Source organism: Yersinia mollaretii ATCC 43969, from assembly GCF_013282725.1.
Classification (GTDB): domain Bacteria; phylum Pseudomonadota; class Gammaproteobacteria; order Enterobacterales; family Enterobacteriaceae; genus Yersinia; species Yersinia mollaretii.
The window spans coordinates 3,383,124-3,401,239 of the sequence record NZ_CP054043.1 but is presented as its reverse complement, the minus strand read 5'-3'; the positions used below and the strand labels follow the sequence as shown (position 1 = coordinate 3,401,239).

Here is an 18,116-nt window from a genome sequence, read left to right as displayed (position 1 = left end):
TAAATAACGGTGCCGAAGCACCGTTATTATAAGTTTCACCAAGATTAGAAGTTGTATTTCACCCCTAACATCACTGCGGTATCACTATAACCTTTATCACCCAGTTGCTGACCCACATTGCCCCAGACATTCAGTTGCTTATTCAACTGCCCCTCAACACCCACTTTCAGCTCGCCAATATTCTTCGCGCCAGCCTGCTTCACTTCAACCGCGTTCATATTGGTGCCAAAATCTTTGGTGTTGTGGATCCAGTTGGCTTCCACAAACGGTTGGAACTCGCGATCCTTGCCATTATCACTTTCGTGATGGCCTTTCATATAAGAACGCAGCCCCAGACGTGTCTGGATATTGCCGTCGCCCTGCCCACTCACTTGCGTACCATTAGCTTCAGTGTGATCATCTGCCTTGACACCCATCCAAGTGACTTGTGCTTTCGGCTGGATAAAGTAAGTTTCGTTCTTCGACTTATTCTCACCGATTTTAAAGGTGTAGCCGCTCTCTACCGAGGCCGTGATCCCTTTGGATTTATACTCTTCAGTCGCCAGACCTTCGCCCTGTACTGTGTTGTTAAACCAGCTGTACTGCGCCCATCCATCAACATACAGGCCAGACTTGTCTTCGTCATTGGCGTACCAGGTGCTGTAAACACCGGTGCTGTAACCATCAACCGAGCCTTTTGACTTATAGCCTGTACGTGCATTGGTGTCGCTCTTACTATTACCGTAACCGGCCATCACACCCAGATGTAAACGGTCCAGACCATTGTTGCTCCACTGGGCGATATCACCACCCAATTGCATCACATAACGGTTGCTTTGCGTTTTCAACTGACCGCTGGTATCACGTGAACGGTTATGACCGCCTTCGTTACGCAACCACATGCTGGTGACTTTCTGCTCACCCGTCAGCACGTCAATATATTGTGTTTCGCCCAAACGATCGTGCAGACGAGTGACAAACATGTTGTTGGCTGAGGCCAAGTTAGCGGTATAGCTGCCCGCTTCAGGGCGTTTATCTTCTTCACCCAGATCATCTGGTGTGCCCGGATTCACCGGATCATTGCTCAGACTGGTCAGATACCAGTTAGCGGCATTCTGGCCCGCGCCCCGTTTCAGACTGTAATCATAGGCACCCGCCACGATACGGCCACTCTGCACGAAATCACCGTCTGACTGACCATTCACCTGAATCAATTCAATCCCGTTCAAGGTCTTAGCCCCCAGACCGCCCGCATTATCCACGCTGACGTTGGTGGTACCGCTGGTGTTACCGTTCACAATCATGCTGTCGGTCGCAGAGTTGTCATCACCCAGTGCGGTGTTGAAATGCAGCAGACCGTTGTCACCCACATAGTTGCCATTGACCACTAATTGGTTACCTGTGGTGCCGCTACCATCACTGGTCTTGTTACCGATAAATACCGTGCCGCTGTTGGTTAAATCCGTACCCACGGTGAAGATGTTACTGGCCGGAGCCAGACGGCCAGAGACCGACGAGGTAGATGCCGTTGGGTTGCCCACAAACAACACGCCCTTGTTATCAATCGCTCCTGCCACCCCACCGAAGCCGCCCATAAAGGCACCATCAGCGATATTGACTTGCTGGCTTGCCAGTGTCATTGGGTCGGCACTGCTGCCTAAGATCAGGCCGCCTGCATTGATATCCGTCTGACCGGTATAGGCGGCAGTTTGGGTCAATGACACAGTACCGCTGCCGTTTTTAGTCAAGGTGCCGCTGCCAGTAATGCTGTTTGCCAGCAACCAGTCACTCGCACTATTGAGCACCAACGAACCCTCATTGGTGACCGCTGCGGTGCCCAGATGGTCCGCCTGAGAGGCGGTTAACTGGCTGCCGCCTGTGATATCAAACAAACCACTGAACAAGCTGTTATTACCGCTTAATGTGATGTCGCTGTTATCTTCCAGCACCACACTGCCGGCATCGCTGATGGCGTTCGCTAACTGACCCGCCGCACCTTTCAGTGTCAGCAAACCGGCGTTGACAATATTGCCACTGCCCAGACCGACGGCACTGTTCAGCAAGGCTTGCGCACCGCTGGCAATGGTCGTGGTAGCCGTCAGCGTGTTGTTCGCGCCGTTCACCGTCAAGGTATCTGCGGCAATCGTCAACTCACCGCTGCCGGTTAATTCACCCTCGGACAGACCACCTTGACTCAAGGTTAAGCTACCACCATTGAGATTGACCGATGAACCTGCAGCACTGTTCAGTTCGCCCACGGTTTGACTGTGGCCGTTCATGTTAAAGGCGGTATTCGCTGCCAAAGATAACAGTGAGGTATTCCCCAGCACATTATCATTCAGCATCTGCAAGGAGCCGTTGCGCACATCAGTCATACCGGTGTAATCGTTGTTCAGGTTAGAGAGTGACACAGTGCTGCCAGCACCTGTATCAATCGCCAAATCACCGCTACCGGTCACTTTGGCACTCAAATCTGCAGCATTGCCGGTCTTATTCGTGGCATACAGAGACAACGCATCCGTGCCGCTGCCCAGCAGTTCAACTTCAGTCAGGCCGTAGCCGACATACAGACCGTCGTTATCCACACCACTGGTCAGGCGATAATCGTAAGTCCCTTTCGCCACCGTCGTGCCGCCCTGAGCAATATCTGCCGTGACCGCATCGCTAATGACATTGCCGTTCTGGTCTTTCAGCACCAGATTGCCACCGTTACCCACCACAGTGGTATCACTGCTCGCCAGTTGTAACTGGGTATTGGTGTCATCCTGCTCAAGGATAGGCAGCAGAGGATTGACCTGATTCTGACTGTTATCGATGCTGCCGATATTCACTTCTACCGTGCCAGCACCGCGCAGATCCATCTCATTAGTGGTGTGAATGGAGCCTTTGGCAACAGTCTCGCCCGGAGTCCCGGTATCAAACTTCGCTGTCCCGCCATCAAACACTAATCCACCGATGGTCTGGACCCCTTCACCTATCGTGGTGATGCTATCCGCGCCCAATTTCAGAGTGGCATCCACTAATGCAGCCGTGTTATCCAGCGCCAGTTCAAAGGTCGCGTGGCCCAAGGCCAGTACCCCATTAAAGGCGTTTTGTGCCGCATTGGCAGTAAAATCAAAGGCATTACCCGCAGTGTTAACCGCCATCGTGCCAAGGCCATTCAACTTATTATTAAAGCTCACGGCATTCTGGTTATTGAGCTGCAACAAGCTGCCATCACCCAAGTTGAAACCAGTGTCCGCGCTATCATCTTGGCTATCGCCCAGCGCCAGCAAGATATTTTCCAGTGTAAACGTGGAGTTATTAATCAGGTCGATGTAATCCATATTAGTGATGGCATTAGCATCACTCAGGGTATAAATCGAGTGGTCAAAGCGCAGGGTGTCGGTGCCCGTGCCGCCGTTCAGTGAACTGAACACGCCCGTATCGGCTAATGTGAGATCTTGCAGAATAAACAGGTCGTCACCGCTGCCCGTAGTGAAATCAGTACCTTCACTGCCTTGCATCAGGGTCACGGTGTTGTTGCCCGCTAAGAGATCCACTTTGCCAACAATCTTGCCATCGGTGGCGTTGGTAAAGGCCACACCATTACCGCTGGTGGTGATCACCGCTTGCTGTAGCGCACTGTTGGCCTGAATGGTGCCACTGTTGACGAAGCTGTTTACAAAACCATTATCGATATCGACAACCGGATTGTTCAGTGACTCAGAGATCAGATTACCGGACTGCTCAACTTGCGCCGTAGTACCACTGACAATCAGTGCTGCACCACCAGCGGCATTCTTAACATTGACACTCGCGCCCGTTTTCAGGTTCTGGCTAGAGTTAGTCACAATCCCTTTGCCATCGGCTGAATTGACGTTGATGACCAAACCTGCCGAGTCGGACATGTCCAGCGTGTTATTAGTTATGGTATCGCCAGTATTGGCAAACAGAATACCGGTGCCGCTGCCATTGACATTAATCACGCCGGAATTGGTCGCCGCCATAGAGGCCCCGGTACGAACACCCGCGCCATTGCCAACAGTCAGCGTGGTATCTTTTAACTGAATACCTTCGATTTCCGCTTTGTTTTCAATGGCATTACCGCTGCCGCCCGGCGTCATGGTGATGGTCGCGCCATCTACGGTCAGTGCGATGGCATCTGTATCGAGCAGTACGCCATGTGCAGTGCCGCCCGCTTTGGTTTCGCCGCTACCGGATAAGGTCAAACTGGCCCCCGCACCCAGCAAGTAAGCAGCCGTACCGTCTGTCGCGTTAACCGTACCGGTATTATTCACGGTAGAGTTAGCGCCCTGAATATTCACCGCAGTACCATTTACAGTAATGAGGTTCTCGTTGGTCAGAATACCGCCATCTACCAGCACACCCGTACTGCCTGTCTGAGTGAAATCAATGGTGCCTTTATGCACTAGCTCACCGCCGTTACGGGCAATATACCCGTAAGCGCCTGAGGCCGTGTTACCGGTGCTCAAGACCGCCGAACTGGTCAGCACAGATTTTCCGGTGGCACCCGTCGCAATACCATCCAGACCGTAATAGTTGCCATCGACGATACCGGCCGTCGCGCCGTCACCGCTCAATTCTAAACTGGCGTTGGCGGTGATAGTGCCTGAAGCGCCACCTTCCACTTTCACGCCAGTGGAACCCTCGCCCGAGAGCACCATATCTAAGGCACCGGAGTTAAATGTACTACCAACACCGGCGACCTGAATAAGAGAAGAATCTTTACCGGTGGCATTCATGGTCGAAGCCGTGGTTCCGGTAAAGCTGGCTCCCTTATCAACGCGATACAAGGTAGAGCCTTCAGTTGAAACTGTTTCATCACCGGTGGCGATGTTATTGATGCTAGAGCCAGTGCCGTAAATCAGGTAGCCCACCTGCTTTTTGCCGGAGACAAATTCAACCTGACCCGTGCCGCTGACATTAATGGTGCCTTTATCTTCCGCCACCACACCAATAGCCCCATCGCCAGCCAGATAAACCTGACCGGAAATATTAGCCACAGCGTCCACACCCACCGCTTGAATACCGTAGTTGGCCAAATTGGTCGCAGCATCAAGCCCATTATTCACATAAACTTTACCGGCGTTAGTCGCGGCACTGTTGGTCAGCACTTTAATACCAACGGTGTTGATACCATTGATAATGATATCGCCATTGTTAAAGATATTGGTGGCGCTATAACGGGATAAAATACCAATATTCTGCGCTGATTTTTCGCCCGGCGTTGCACCCGCGCCGTTCAACTCGATAGTGCCGTTCTGATTGACAGCCGTTCTCACTCCTTGTGCATCAACAGCGATAGAGTTTTCAGTTTTGCTGCCAATGACAATTTTACCGGTCGCACTATTGGTAAAAGTGACGATGTTGCTCAGATTAACCGTATCTTGTAGTAATCTGACGGCATAAGACTGGGTCTTAATGGCCAGATCAGTGACCACATCAGTCACTGAACGCTGGGCTTGTCGGCCTACATAGACAGTGCCATTATTTTCGAAACTAGAGCCTTTCTGAACACTGACCCCTTCGTTTACATACCCTGCCGCAGGAGAGTAATCGACAGTGGCCGCGATATTAATTGCGCCGTTATTGACGAAGGAGGAGTTGCCATCAATGATGGCCGCTTGCGTATAAGCACTTGTCCCACGAGACGCGGTATTAATCACGCCATGGTTGGTCACTGATGAAGTACCATTCGCCAAAATAGCGGTATGACTGCCATTGGCAACGATTACAGCGGTCGGTGTCGATTTGAAATCCAGCATTTCAGCGCTAGTCCCGGCATCCAGAACCCCAGTGCTTTCAATCACCACCGTACTATCAGTCGCAAAAATAAGATTAGTGCCACGAACCGTTGCGGCGGCTGAACCTATGGTCCCGGCATTATTCAAGGTGGCACCATCTTGCAGACGTACCACCGAAATATCGGTGTTATAAGCTTGAATATTGGCATCAGTACCAATATTCACAATAGCATGCTGACCATCACCATGAATAAAGGCGACACGATCAGAATCAACGAAATGGTTTACAGCATCATTAGGGTCAATGCCCATATCAAGATAGATAGGAGTAACTTTAGGTGAGCTATTGCTGCCATTGGTGAAATAGGCTTTCGCCAGCTCTGCCTGATAAGCGGCACTGCTCAGTGTAATAGCGCCACTCTTAATCGCATTGATTAGGTCTTGGTTATATTTCTGGAAATCAGCAAAATTTTGAACATTTTGCGCACCCAAATAAGTGCTAGTGAATGCGCCAGTAAAGTTATCAAGCACCGCATTAGCCACTGAGGTATTGCTGTCACGAAGGTTATTACTATTATTACCCAAGTTGACCACGGTCTTGGAGTTATAATTTAAGACGGTATCCTGAGCCGATGTCGTAGAGTCAACATAGAATCCTGAAGAGGTCGTTACCGCCGCTTCACTTTTCAGGCCACCTTTAAGAATGGCATTAAAATAGTTATTGTTGTCATTAGCCCAACCCGCGCCCGTGCTACCGACATTAACACTCAGGTCACTGCCATCCAGTACATGGAATAAGTTGCGATTCACATACTGACCATTCTCACCCACCGAGTGAGAAACCGGCACCGAAAAATCGGCAAGCGGTTTAACTGACATGTTTTCATTGCTATACACATTAATGGTAATTAATGCGCCAGTGCCTTTCGGGTCAAGGAAGGTTTCAGTGACCATCGAACCTAAGTTGAAAATGTTCTTACTGAGGAGATTCTCACCACCATTAAGGAATTTATCTGATGGGATATCGCCTAGCTTCATATTGGTAAAACCATTGGCTCCGCGAGCAATGTTACTAAAGCTCCCCGACAAGGTATTGCCTGTGCCAGTAAAGGTTTGCTCAAAATTAACGACAGGCGTGAAAACGGGAACCGTGATATCGGCGGCGAATGCTGAACCTGCACCTAACGTCAAAATCAACGTCATCGCAATTTGGCTTAAACGCAAAGGTGCCGCCACAGAGGAAGTTAGGCCGACAGTTCCTGAACAGAATGACTTAGTTTTTTTACCCGACTTGGAAAACTCTGATGCAACATCATAGCGACCTAAGGCACTATTCCAAATGACTTTAAATACTTGATTCATAGAACTCTCGACTTTCTCTGTATAATTATGGGTTGTGATTAACGCGCAGCATTTGTCTTAATTAATGCATGCTTAATTAATCTGACTAACTTCCACTGGTGGGTGAATTAATACTGATAATGATTCATTGGTATCGATAATAAGCTTGCACAGTCAATCAGATATATAGGAGTCAGTGACCACATTCGTAGGATACATCCTACACATAAGGTGGAAAAATAATTTTCACACATAAAATCAACTCACTAACCACTAATTGGTGAGCGAGAATATTCTTAATTAAGTGCCATTCAATCATGGAAAATACATTCTTCCCTATCGCTCAGGTGATTCATCACAAATAGGATCAAGCAGAATAAGTAATAGCGTAAATACCCTATGAAAAGATATGTAAATTATCACCTTAGGAATAATTCTTATTTCACAGAGTATATTTCATTTTTATTACACTTTTATTTCATTTCACTGATTAAACTCGTCGAGTATACCTAAAAATCGCGTTTATTGGATTTTATAATCAAGATTTTGATTAGAACAATATTTAACACCACCAGCCATCATTTTGTCATTTTTTGCAGAGTTTTACTCTATTGCTTGGATTAATTCCTAGAATAAAAGATCGGATAATTAAACTGAATTCAGCTTAATGATATTTACAATTAGAATTTCATTGGATTTGTCTTAAAAAGATATTTATCAACAAAAACTCACCAACCCATATAATACAGAGATAATTATTGTCGTGAAATTAGTTTTGCAGCGTGGATACATTATCAAAACTGCTCAATACTGGTTCGTTAATATAAAATGGATTTATAACTTAAATGTAGAAATGTAAATTATCACTTTTACTTCAGCAAGTTAAACTGATTTCGTTTTTACTTCATTGCTGAAAACACATACTATACTTAATGTAAAAAGATAAGTTTTCATATCACTCACCGCAATGCAGAATAACTGCAATAAATAAAAATTCACCGTTCGCGATTTATTAAGCAACTTATGTAAGTGAGGTTAAATGCTGGTTTTTATAAGGAGGGGTAGCATACAGATTATTAGCAAACAATGGCGGAGGGGAATGTCAGTATGACGAGGGAGAAAAGAGGTATTGGGTAAAGCCGGTTGGATAGGACATGTTGAGAGCCACTGCGCCTCACGCGACAGCCGTACTCTACTGACCCAACATGCCCTATCCAACCATAGACAATACTAATGACAACAATTAGCGGAACGGCGTGGCGTCACCCGCACCTTCACGGATCACTTCTGGGGAAGAGTCAGTCAGATCAATCACTGTGGTCGGTTGCTGGCCCAATGAGCCGCCATGGATAATTAAATCCACTTGCTTGCCCAGATGATCTTTAATCTCTTCGGGATCAGACTCGGCAAAGTCATTGCCCGGCAACATCAGTGTGGTTGACATCAACGGCTCGCCTAAGACATCCAGCAATGCCAGCGCTATCGGGTTAGACGGCACACGCAAACCAATGGTTTTACGTTTATCATTCATCAAACGCCGAGGCACTTCTTTTGTCGCCTTCAAGATAAAGGTGTAGTTGCCGGGGGTATTATTTTTGATCAGTCGAAACGCCGAGTTATCCACATAAGCATAGGTCGATAGCTCAGACAAATCACGGCACACCAAGGTGAAGTTATGATTGCCATCCAACTGACGAATGCGACATATACGTTCCATTGCTGTTTTGTCTTCTAAACGACAGCCAAGGGCATAACCCGAATCTGTCGGATAAACCACCACGCCGCCCTTGCGCAGCACATCAACACTTTGGTTGATTAAGCGCGGTTGCGGATTTTCTGGGTGAATATAAAAAAATTGACTCATGACTCTACCTCATCATCCAACATACGATCGGTATTGGCAGGCTCTGTAGGCCAATCACGCCATACCGGTTCCACCCCAGCGGGCAGCCATAATTTTCGGCCCAACTCAATCCATGAGCAAGGTTGATGGAAATCAGACCCCTGAGATGCCAGTAAATTATAGTCGCGGGCATATTGTGCCAGTTGCGCTCTTTCGTGTGGGGCTTGCTGGCACTGGGCCACTTCCATGGCGTCGCCACCCTGCTCAGAAAAGTGCGCTAATAAGCGTTTTAGCCATTTAGCGGTTAAATCATAGCGACCGGGGTGCGCCAAAACGGCTTGCCCACCCGATTGCTGAATGGCATCAATGGCTTGCTCTATTGTACACCATTGCGCGGGAACATAACCGGTCTTGCCTTTGGCTAAGTATTTTTTAAAAACTTGCCCGACATTGCTCGCCAGCCCCAGTTCCACCAAATAGCGGGCAAAATGCCCACGAGTCACCTGACCGCCCTGCGCCAGTCGATTGGCCCCTTCCCACGCATCAGGAATGCGCGCTTTTGCTAAGCGAGCACTGATCTCTTGCGCCCGCACATAGCGGTGGTCGGACTGTTCGCGCAACAGTTTGACGATGCTGGCATGGTTAACATCAATGCCTAGCCCGACAATATGGATCTCGTGGTTTTCCCACAGCGTGGAAATTTCTACGCCGGAAATCAGCCGTAACGCCAGTTTTTCCTGCGCAATCGTCGCGGCTGCTTCCGCCAATCCCGCCGTGGTGTCGTGATCGGTGATCGCCAACACGCCGACACGCATCTGCGCGGCTCTTATCACCAACGCCGAAGGGCTGAGTGAGCCGTCTGACGCCGTGGTATGGCTATGCAGATCATAGAGCGTAAAGGCCGTTGATGTCGCGGCGATATCAGATAAAGTGGGATTATCAGTCAAAACAAAAGTCCAGAAAAAGCGTGGCTGACTATCATACCCGCGAATAAGCGAGTTAGGTTAATCAATCTTGCGCACCTCACGAACCGCGTTGTTGCACTCATCGCCAAAAACCGCCCCCAAAGCATGTTAAAAAACAATCATTCAGGGGTTGACATTCATCTCACGAACCAGTTAACTAGTACGCAAGTTCACGAGACATAAAGATGATCTCCAGCGAGATTAGCCAGCACCATTAAACTGAATACAATCATAGGATAAGCAATGAACACGATTCTGATCTCTCTACTGCGTTGGTGGCACATCTCCCTCACTCGGGCGGTGTAATCGCGCATTCCAGTCATCAGACAGTGCAGATTGCTTCAGCCCGCGAATAGCGGGTTTTTTTATGGATAGATTTCGGCGTAAACGCTTTTTCAGGACCACTTTTCGAGACAAATAAAATGATGCAGACCTCGCGCCCTACCTTACAGCTACTGACCGCCACGGCGTGTTATCGCGATGACCCTACCGCGCTATTTCACCAATTATGCGGCGCTCGTCCAGCCACATTGCTGCTTGAATCTGCTGAAGTCACCAGCAAACAGAACCTGAAAAGCCTGCTGATTATTGACAGTGCTCTGCGCATCACCGCACTGGCACAAACCGTCACCATTGAAGCACTCACCCGCAACGGTGCCTCTTTATTACCTTTATTAGATGCCGCATTGCCGCCACAAGTTGAGATTCAGGTGCGCCCGAATGGCCGCGAATTCACCTTCCCAGTGATTGATGAAGTGCAGGACGAAGACTCGCGTTTACAGTCATTATCGGTTTTTGATGCACTACGTCTGCTGTTACAACTGGTGGAAGCCCCTGCGGCTGAGCGGGAAGCAATGTTTATCGGCGGCCTGTTCGCCTACGACTTGGTGGCGGGTTTTGAAAACTTACCGCCGTTGCGTCAGGACCAACGTTGCCCCGATATCTGTTTTTATGTCGCCGAAACCCTGCTGATTTTGGATCATCAAAACCGTTCAACGCGGTTACAAGCCAGTCTGTTCACGCCGGATGCCGGCGAGCATCAGCGTCTGACCCATCGTTTAGAGCAGTTGACCCACCAGCTTCAACAAACCGCCCAGCCTATTCCTGCCACCTCCGTACCGGAAATGGCGTTACAGTGTAACCAATCAGATGAAGAGTATGGCGCGGTAGTCAGTGAATTGCAGCAAGCCATTCGCGAAGGCGAGATTTTCCAAGTGGTGCCGTCCCGCCGCTTCTCTCTGCCTTGCCCCTCTCCGCTGGCGGCTTATCAGACACTGAAAGATCACAATCCTAGCCCTTACATGTTCTTTATGCAGGACAACGAATTTGCCCTGTTTGGCGCTTCGCCGGAAAGCGCACTCAAGTACGACGCCACCAATCGCCAGATTGAGATCTACCCGATTGCCGGAACACGCCCTCGCGGACGCCGTGCCAACGGGGAGTTGGATCGCGATTTGGACAGCCGCATTGAGCTGGAAATGCGCACTGACCATAAAGAGCTGGCTGAACACTTGATGCTGGTGGATCTGGCCCGTAATGATCTGGCCCGCATCTGCGAACCGGGTAGCCGCTATGTCGCTGATTTGACGAAAGTTGACCGCTACTCCTTTGTGATGCATCTGGTCTCCCGTGTGATCGGCACCCTGCGCCAAGATTTGGATGTACTGCATGCTTATCAGGCCTGCATGAACATGGGCACCCTGAGCGGTGCGCCCAAAGTCCGCGCCATGCAGTTGATTGCCGAGCGTGAGGGTTCACGGCGCGGCAGTTACGGCGGTGCCGTCGGCTATTTCACCGCCCACGGCGATCTGGATACCTGCATTGTGATTCGCTCGGCGTATGTCGAAGACGGTATCGCCACAGTTCAAGCCGGGGCGGGAGTGGTCCTCGACTCCATTCCGCAGGCGGAAGCCGATGAAACCCGCAATAAAGCACGCGCCGTGCTGCGGGCCATTGCGACAGCACACCATGCCAAGGAGATTTTCTGATGGCCGATATCTTATTGCTCGATAATATCGATTCTTTTACCTACAACTTGGTCGATCAACTGCGCGCCAGTGGTCATCGGGTAGTGATTTACCGCAACCAGATTGCCGCTGAAACCATTATTGAGCGTTTACAACAGCTTGAACAACCGGTGCTGATGCTGTCACCCGGCCCCGGCACGCCAGCGCAAGCCGGTTGTATGCCAGAATTATTGCAGCGCTTACGCGGCCAGCTACCGATTATCGGTATTTGTCTCGGTCATCAAGCCATCGTCGAAGCCTATGGCGGCCATGTGGGTCAGGCGGGCGAAATATTGCATGGCAAAGCCTCGGCCATTGAACACGACGGGCAAGGCATGTTTGCAGGGATGCCCAACCCGTTGCCCGTGGCCCGCTACCACTCATTAGTCGGCAGCAATATCCCTACAGAATTAACCGTTAACGCCCGCTTCGGCGAGATGGTCATGGCGGTTCGTCATGATGCTCACCGCGTTTGTGGCTATCAATTCCATCCGGAATCGATTTTAACCACTCAGGGCGCTCGTTTGCTTGAGCAAACATTGGCTTGGGCGTTATCCCCTCCCGACGTCAAGCCACAGCAGTGATAGCAGTCTTTTGGGGATAGAATAATTAAGGAATTCATGATGCAAATATTATTAGAAAAATTGTTCCGCGCCGAGTCGCTGAGCCAACAAGAGAGCCAGCAGCTATTTGCCGCCATTGTGCGCGGTGAACTGGAAGCGAGCCAATTGGCAGCAGCATTGATCAGCATGAAAGTGCGCGGCGAAACCCCTGCCGAAATCGCGGGCGCAGCACAAGCCTTGTTGGCCGATGCACAACCCTTCCCGCGCCCTGACTATCTGTTCGCGGATATCGTCGGCACCGGCGGCGACGGCACCAACAGCATTAATATATCCACCGCCAGCGCCTTTGTGGCCGCCAGCTGTGGAGTGAAAGTGGCTAAGCACGGTAACCGCAGTGTCTCCAGCCGCTCCGGTTCGTCAGATTTACTGGCCGCGTTTGGCATTCGTCTGGATATGAGCGCCGAGCAATCACGACTCGCCTTAGATGAGTTAGGGGTCTGTTTCCTGTTTGCACCGCAGTATCACACCGGTTTCCGCCATGCGATGCCCGTGCGCCAACAGTTGAAAACCCGCACCCTGTTTAATGTGCTGGGGCCATTGATCAACCCCGCTCGTCCGCCATTAGCGCTGATTGGCGTTTACAGCCCTGAGCTGGTTCTGCCCATTGCGCAGACCCTAAAAGTGCTGGGTTATCAACGGGCTGCTGTGGTTCATGGCGGTGGCATGGATGAAGTAGCGATTCATGCCCCGACACAGATTGCTGAGCTGAATAACGGCACTGTTGAGTGCTATGAATTGGCACCGGAAGATTTTGGTCTGAGTCGTTACCCACTCAGTTCCCTACAGGGTGGCGCGCCAGAAGAAAACCGTGACATTTTAGCACGGTTGTTACAAGGTAAAGGCGAACCGGCCCACGCCGCAGCCGTCGCCGCTAACGTGGCGTTATTGCTGAAATTGCACGGCCAAGAAAACCTGCGTCATAACGCGCAGCAAGCATTGGAAATGATTCACAGCGGTCAGGCGTTTGATCGTGTTACCGCTCTGGCAGCAAGAGGATAGATCATGCAGGAAACCGTACTTCACAAAATAGTGCGCGATAAGGAAATCTGGGTTGCCGCGCGGAAAATAACGCAGCCGCTGGCCAGTTTTCAACACCAGATTACCCTGAGTCAGCGCGACTTTTATCAAGCGCTGCAAGGCAGTCAGACCGTGTTTATCCTAGAGTGCAAAAAAGCCTCCCCGTCCAAGGGCGTCATCCGCGATAATTTTAATCCGGCCGACATTGCTGCGGTTTATAAAAATTATGCTTCGGCTATCTCGGTGTTAACGGACGAAAAGTACTTTCAGGGCAGTTTTGATTTCTTGCCGCAAGTCAGCGCGGTGGTGACTCAACCCGTATTGTGCAAAGACTTTATTATCGATGATTATCAGATTCAGTTGGCCCGTTTTTATCAAGCGGACGCCATTTTGCTGATGTTATCGGTGCTTGATGATGAGCGCTACCGCCAACTGGCCGCCGTGGCACACAGCCTGAACATGGGCGTGCTGACAGAAGCCAGTAATGCCGAAGAGTTGGACCGCGCCATTGCATTAGGTGCCAAAGTGGTCGGCATCAATAACCGTGATTTACGCGACCTGTCTATCGACTTGAATCGCACCCGCGAACTGGCCCCGCGTTTGCCTGCCGGGGTGACGGTCATTAGCGAATCGGGGATTAATTATTACCGCCAAGTGCGCGAATTGAGTGATGTAGCCAATGGCTTCCTGATAGGCAGTGCATTGATGTCCGAACCCAACCTGAATGCGGCCGTGCGTCGCGTGTTACTGGGTGAAAATAAGGTTTGCGGCCTGACCCGCGCTCAAGATGCCGCTGCTGCGTACAATGCCGGTGCGGTGTATGGAGGGTTGATTTTTGCGGATAGCTCACCACGCAATGTCAATATTGCTCAAGCCCGGGCCGTGATCAGTGGTGCGCCGCTGAAATACGTTGGGGTATTCCGTGATGCCAAAATAGCGACCATTCAACAGATCGCGGAGCACTTATCGCTCGCGGCGGTACAGTTACATGGGCAAGAAGACCAAATTTATATCAATCAATTACGTGACGTTTTACCTGCCGATTGCCAAATCTGGAAGGCGCTGAGTGTCAGCGACACCCTACCGGCTCGCAACTTAGCGCATGTCGAACGCTATGTACTGGATAACGGTCAAGGCGGCACGGGTCAAACCTTTGACTGGTCACTCTTGGCGGGCGAGTCACTGGATAACGTCCTGCTCGCCGGGGGCGTGAGCGCCGATAACTGCGGTGCTGCCGCCCAACTGGGCTGTGCGGGTTTGGATCTGAATTCCGGTGTCGAAAGCGCCCCCGGCATCAAAGACCCTCAGTTGATCGCCGCCGTATTCAACGCCTTGAGTGCCTACTGATTTCATTTATAGCCACATTTTGGTTAATCCGATAAAGGACAAAAAAAATGACCACACTTAATCCCTATTTTGGCGAGTTCGGTGGTATGTATGTGCCACAGATCTTAATGCCAGCCTTGAAGCAACTGGAAGAGGCTTTTGTCAGTGCTCAACTGGACCCTGAATTTCAGGCGGCATTTCAGGATTTGCTGAAGAACTACGCCGGTCGCCCGACCGCGCTCACCCTCTGTCAAAACCTGACTGAAGGGACGAAAACCAAGTTATATCTGAAACGTGAAGACTTGCTGCACGGCGGTGCACACAAAACCAATCAGGTTTTGGGGCAGGCGTTATTAGCAAAACGTATGGGCAAGACTGAAATCATTGCTGAAACGGGTGCGGGTCAACATGGCGTGGCGTCCGCACTGGCTTGCGCCCTGCTGGGCTTGAAATGCCGCATCTATATGGGGGCGAAAGACATTGAGCGCCAGTCACCAAATGTGTTCCGTATGCGCCTGATGGGAGCTGAAGTCATTCCAGTACACAGTGGCTCCTCGACACTGAAAGATGCGTGTAATGAAGCTCTGCGCGACTGGTCTGGCAGCTACGAAACCGCACACTACATGTTGGGAACCGCCGCAGGTCCGCACCCTTACCCAACCATTGTGCGCGAATTCCAGCGCATGATTGGCGAAGAGACCAAAGCACAAATGTTAGCCCGCGAAGGCCGACTGCCTGATGCTGTTCTGGCGTGTGTCGGAGGCGGTTCCAACGCCATTGGCATGTTCGCGGACTTTATCGATGAGCCAAACGTGGGCTTGATTGGTGTCGAACCGGCGGGATTGGGCATCGAAACAGGGCAACATGGCGCACCGCTGAAACACGGCAAGGTGGGCATCTACTTCGGCATGAAATCGCCGATGATGCAGACCAGTGATGGTCAAATCGAAGAGTCTTACTCCATTTCTGCCGGGCTGGACTTCCCATCTGTCGGGCCACAACATGCCTATTTGAACAGCATTGGCCGCGCGGATTATGTTTCGGTGACCGACGATGAAGCACTGGACGCCTTTAAAGCGCTCTCCTGTAAAGAGGGAATTATCCCCGCGTTGGAGTCCTCCCATGCACTGGCTCATGCCTTAAAAATGATAAAAGCGTCGCCGGAGAAAGAGCAGATTCTGGTGGTAAATCTGTCAGGACGCGGTGATAAAGATATTTTCACTGTTCACGATATTCTGAAAGCACGGGGAGAAATTTAATGGAGCGTTATCAACAGCTTTTCAAACAATTAGCCGCCAAAAAAGAGGGCGCATTCGTTCCTTTCGTGCAGCTAGGCGACCCCTCACCCGCGCTTTCGTTAGAGATTATCGACACCTTAATTGCCGCCGGAGCCGATGCTTTGGAGTTGGGCATTCCGTTCTCTGACCCACTGGCCGATGGCCCGACGATTCAAAATGCGGCGCTGCGTGCTTTTGCTGCGGGTGTTACGCCCGGTATCTGTTTTGAGATGTTGGCGGAAATTCGCAAAAAACATCCGGCGATCCCCATCGGCCTGCTGATGTATGCAAACTTGGTCTTCCACAACGGAATTGATAGTTTCTATCAACGTTGTGCCGAGGTGGGTGTGGACTCTGTTCTTATTGCTGATGTGCCATTTGAAGAGTCGGCCCCCTTCCGGGCGGCGGCATTGCGCCACGGTATCGCGCCAATCTTTATCTGCCCACCGAACGCCGATGATGATTTACTGCGAGAAATTGCTTCCCATGGTCGCGGCTACACCTACCTACTTTCTCGCGCGGGTGTCACAGGCGCGGAGAACCACGGCCATCTGCCGCTGAATCATCTGATCGATAAATTACGGGAGTATCATGCAGCACCCGCACTGCAAGGTTTTGGCATTTCAGAGCCGGGACAGGTGAAAACCAGTTTAGCCTCAGGGGCTGCGGGGGCGATCTCAGGCTCTGCAATTGTAAAAATCATTGAAAATAATGTCTCACAACCCGCCCAAATGTTAGCGCAGTTGAGCCATTTTGTGACTGAAATGAAAGCCGCAACCCGCGTCTAATTTTCACTCAAGCGCCTGATGGCCCTTCAGCTCAGGCGCTTGACTCTCTTCTCTTTACTCTCGTCTTTTCAATATCTTCCTCAATACGCATTTATTGCAAATTTGAATAAAAGCCATTCATCACCAATAATTATGTAACACGCCAAGCATTTCTTTACATTTAGGGTGCCGTGTGTGCGCTAAAGCGCTATGTATAGTATGCGTTGGTAACAGTTTCGTTGATTATTTTTACCATTACCCCTAGTGACATCAATAACATGGAGAGTCATTTATGAAGCTTTTTAAGACCCTTTCAGCCCTATGCATTGCCGTCATTATGGCAATGGCGGTATCCGCTTGTGCACCCACAGCAAAATCAGAAGGAACCGGTGGTTATATCGATGACACTGTCGTCACCACCAAGGTGAAGTCTGCGCTGTTGGGTGAGAAGAATCTAAAATCGACTGAAATCAGTGTTGAAACCTTCAAAGGGCGGGTTCAGTTGAGTGGCTTCGTTAGCTCACGTCAGGATGCAAATCGTGCAGTACAGATCACCCGCACTGTGCCGGGGGTTAAATCTGTCAGTGATCAGATGCAAATCAGATAGTTGAACGAAACGAATAGAGGCGCAGAAATGCGCCTCTATTATTGACAAAGTGCCAGTGGCGGTGAGAACAAGCGGATCGTAAAGACGCCATCAATCCATCCCTGGAGGCTCTACGACTCCATTATTCTGACATTACCCTAAGTCATTGGTGCTACAGCAAGGCAGCAAACGAGCAAATCCCGATGAGCTTACACAAGTAAGTGATTCGGGTGCGCGAGTGCCGCTAACACCGCTGTGGTGCCAAGGTTCAAAAATTACCCTAAGTCATTGGTGCTACAGCAAGGCAGCAAGCGAGCAAGTCCCGATGAACTTACACAAGTAAGTGATTCGGGTGCGCGAGTGCCGCTAACACCGCTGTGGTGCCAAGGTTCAAAAATTACCCTAAGTCATTGGTGCTACAGCAAGGCAGCAAGCGAGCAAGTCCCGATGAACTTACACAAGTAAGTGATTCGGGTGCGCGAGTGCCGCTAACACCGCTGTGGTGCCAAGGTTCAAAAATTACCCTAAGTCATTGGTGCTACAGCAAGGCAGCAAGCGAGCAAGTCCCGATGAACTTACACAAGTAAGTGATTCGGGTGCGCGAGTGCCGCTAACACCGCTGTGGTGCCAAGGACGACG

At 50.4% G+C, this 18,116-nt stretch carries 8 protein-coding genes, 2 pseudogenes and 1 other annotated feature; of the genes and pseudogenes, 7 read left to right on the top strand and 3 right to left on the bottom strand.

What is annotated here, in order from left to right:
- Positions 1-44 precede the first annotated feature (44 nt).
- The 3 genes from HRD69_RS15195 to rnm form a co-directional block, all read right to left on the bottom strand.
- Positions 45-7,088 carry an autotransporter outer membrane beta-barrel domain-containing protein gene (locus tag HRD69_RS15195; RefSeq protein WP_032815090.1) on the bottom strand — a complete coding sequence of 2,348 codons (7,044 nt, stop codon included), beginning with the start codon at positions 7,086-7,088 and terminating at the stop codon, positions 45-47.
- Between the two features lie 1,222 nt (positions 7,089-8,310).
- A complete protein-coding gene (locus HRD69_RS15190) occupies positions 8,311-8,931 on the bottom strand; it encodes an L-threonylcarbamoyladenylate synthase (RefSeq protein WP_032815091.1) in 621 nt (206 codons plus the stop codon).
- On the bottom strand, positions 8,928-9,857 hold the full coding sequence (gene rnm / locus HRD69_RS15185) for an RNase RNM (RefSeq protein WP_004876218.1): 930 nt from the start codon (positions 9,855-9,857) through the stop codon (positions 8,928-8,930). Before rnm ends, HRD69_RS15190 begins: the two co-directional genes overlap by 4 nt.
- 285 nt (positions 9,858-10,142) lie before the next feature.
- Positions 10,143-10,244: a sequence feature (Trp leader region), on the top strand.
- 56 nt (positions 10,245-10,300) lie between these two features.
- Here rnm and HRD69_RS15180 point away from each other — a divergent pair.
- The 7 genes and pseudogenes from HRD69_RS15180 (at position 10,301) to HRD69_RS15155 (ending at position 17,498) form a co-directional block, all read left to right on the top strand.
- Complete coding sequence (locus HRD69_RS15180; RefSeq protein WP_032815098.1) at positions 10,301-11,863, top strand: anthranilate synthase component 1; 1,563 nt, start codon at positions 10,301-10,303, stop codon at positions 11,861-11,863.
- A pseudogene (locus HRD69_RS20855) lies at positions 11,863-12,442 on the top strand (glutamine amidotransferase-related protein); the annotation flags it as partial. The gene HRD69_RS15180 and the pseudogene HRD69_RS20855, both read left to right, overlap by 1 nt.
- Positions 12,443-12,507: 65 nt before the next feature.
- A pseudogene (gene trpD, locus HRD69_RS20850) lies at positions 12,508-13,503 on the top strand (anthranilate phosphoribosyltransferase); the annotation flags it as partial.
- Positions 13,504-13,506: 3 nt separating this feature from the next.
- Positions 13,507-14,868: a bifunctional indole-3-glycerol-phosphate synthase TrpC/phosphoribosylanthranilate isomerase TrpF gene (trpCF, locus tag HRD69_RS15170; protein WP_004876222.1), complete on the top strand. Its 1,362-nt coding sequence runs from the start codon at positions 13,507-13,509 to the stop codon at positions 14,866-14,868.
- Between the two features lie 47 nt (positions 14,869-14,915).
- Positions 14,916-16,106, top strand: coding sequence for a tryptophan synthase subunit beta (trpB, locus tag HRD69_RS15165; RefSeq protein WP_004876223.1), 1,191 nt, complete (start codon positions 14,916-14,918; stop codon positions 16,104-16,106).
- The gene (gene trpA, locus HRD69_RS15160) at positions 16,106-16,912 is read left to right on the top strand and encodes a tryptophan synthase subunit alpha (protein WP_032815094.1); all 807 of its coding nucleotides are present in this window, start codon (positions 16,106-16,108) and stop codon (positions 16,910-16,912) included. Before trpB ends, trpA begins: the two co-directional genes overlap by 1 nt.
- A gap of 271 nt (positions 16,913-17,183) precedes the next feature.
- Positions 17,184-17,498, top strand: coding sequence for a BON domain-containing protein (locus HRD69_RS15155; protein ID WP_032815095.1), 315 nt, complete (start codon positions 17,184-17,186; stop codon positions 17,496-17,498).
- The last annotated feature ends 618 nt before the right edge of the window (positions 17,499-18,116 follow it).

What these genes read in the sequence shown, in the direction of transcription:
- HRD69_RS15195 (WP_032815090.1), bottom strand. Translation starts at nt 7,088, where the DNA reads ATGAATCAAGTATTTAAAGTCATTTGGAATAGTGCCTTAGGTCGCTAT.
- HRD69_RS15190 (WP_032815091.1), bottom strand. Translation starts at nt 8,931, where the DNA reads ATGAGTCAATTTTTTTATATTCACCCAGAAAATCCGCAACCGCGCTTA.
- HRD69_RS15180 (WP_032815098.1), top strand. Translation starts at nt 10,301, where the DNA reads ATGCAGACCTCGCGCCCTACCTTACAGCTACTGACCGCCACGGCGTGT.
- trpCF (WP_004876222.1), top strand. Translation starts at nt 13,507, where the DNA reads ATGCAGGAAACCGTACTTCACAAAATAGTGCGCGATAAGGAAATCTGG.
- trpB (WP_004876223.1), top strand. Translation starts at nt 14,916, where the DNA reads ATGACCACACTTAATCCCTATTTTGGCGAGTTCGGTGGTATGTATGTG.
- trpA (WP_032815094.1), top strand. Translation starts at nt 16,106, where the DNA reads ATGGAGCGTTATCAACAGCTTTTCAAACAATTAGCCGCCAAAAAAGAG.
- HRD69_RS15155 (WP_032815095.1), top strand. Translation starts at nt 17,184, where the DNA reads ATGAAGCTTTTTAAGACCCTTTCAGCCCTATGCATTGCCGTCATTATG.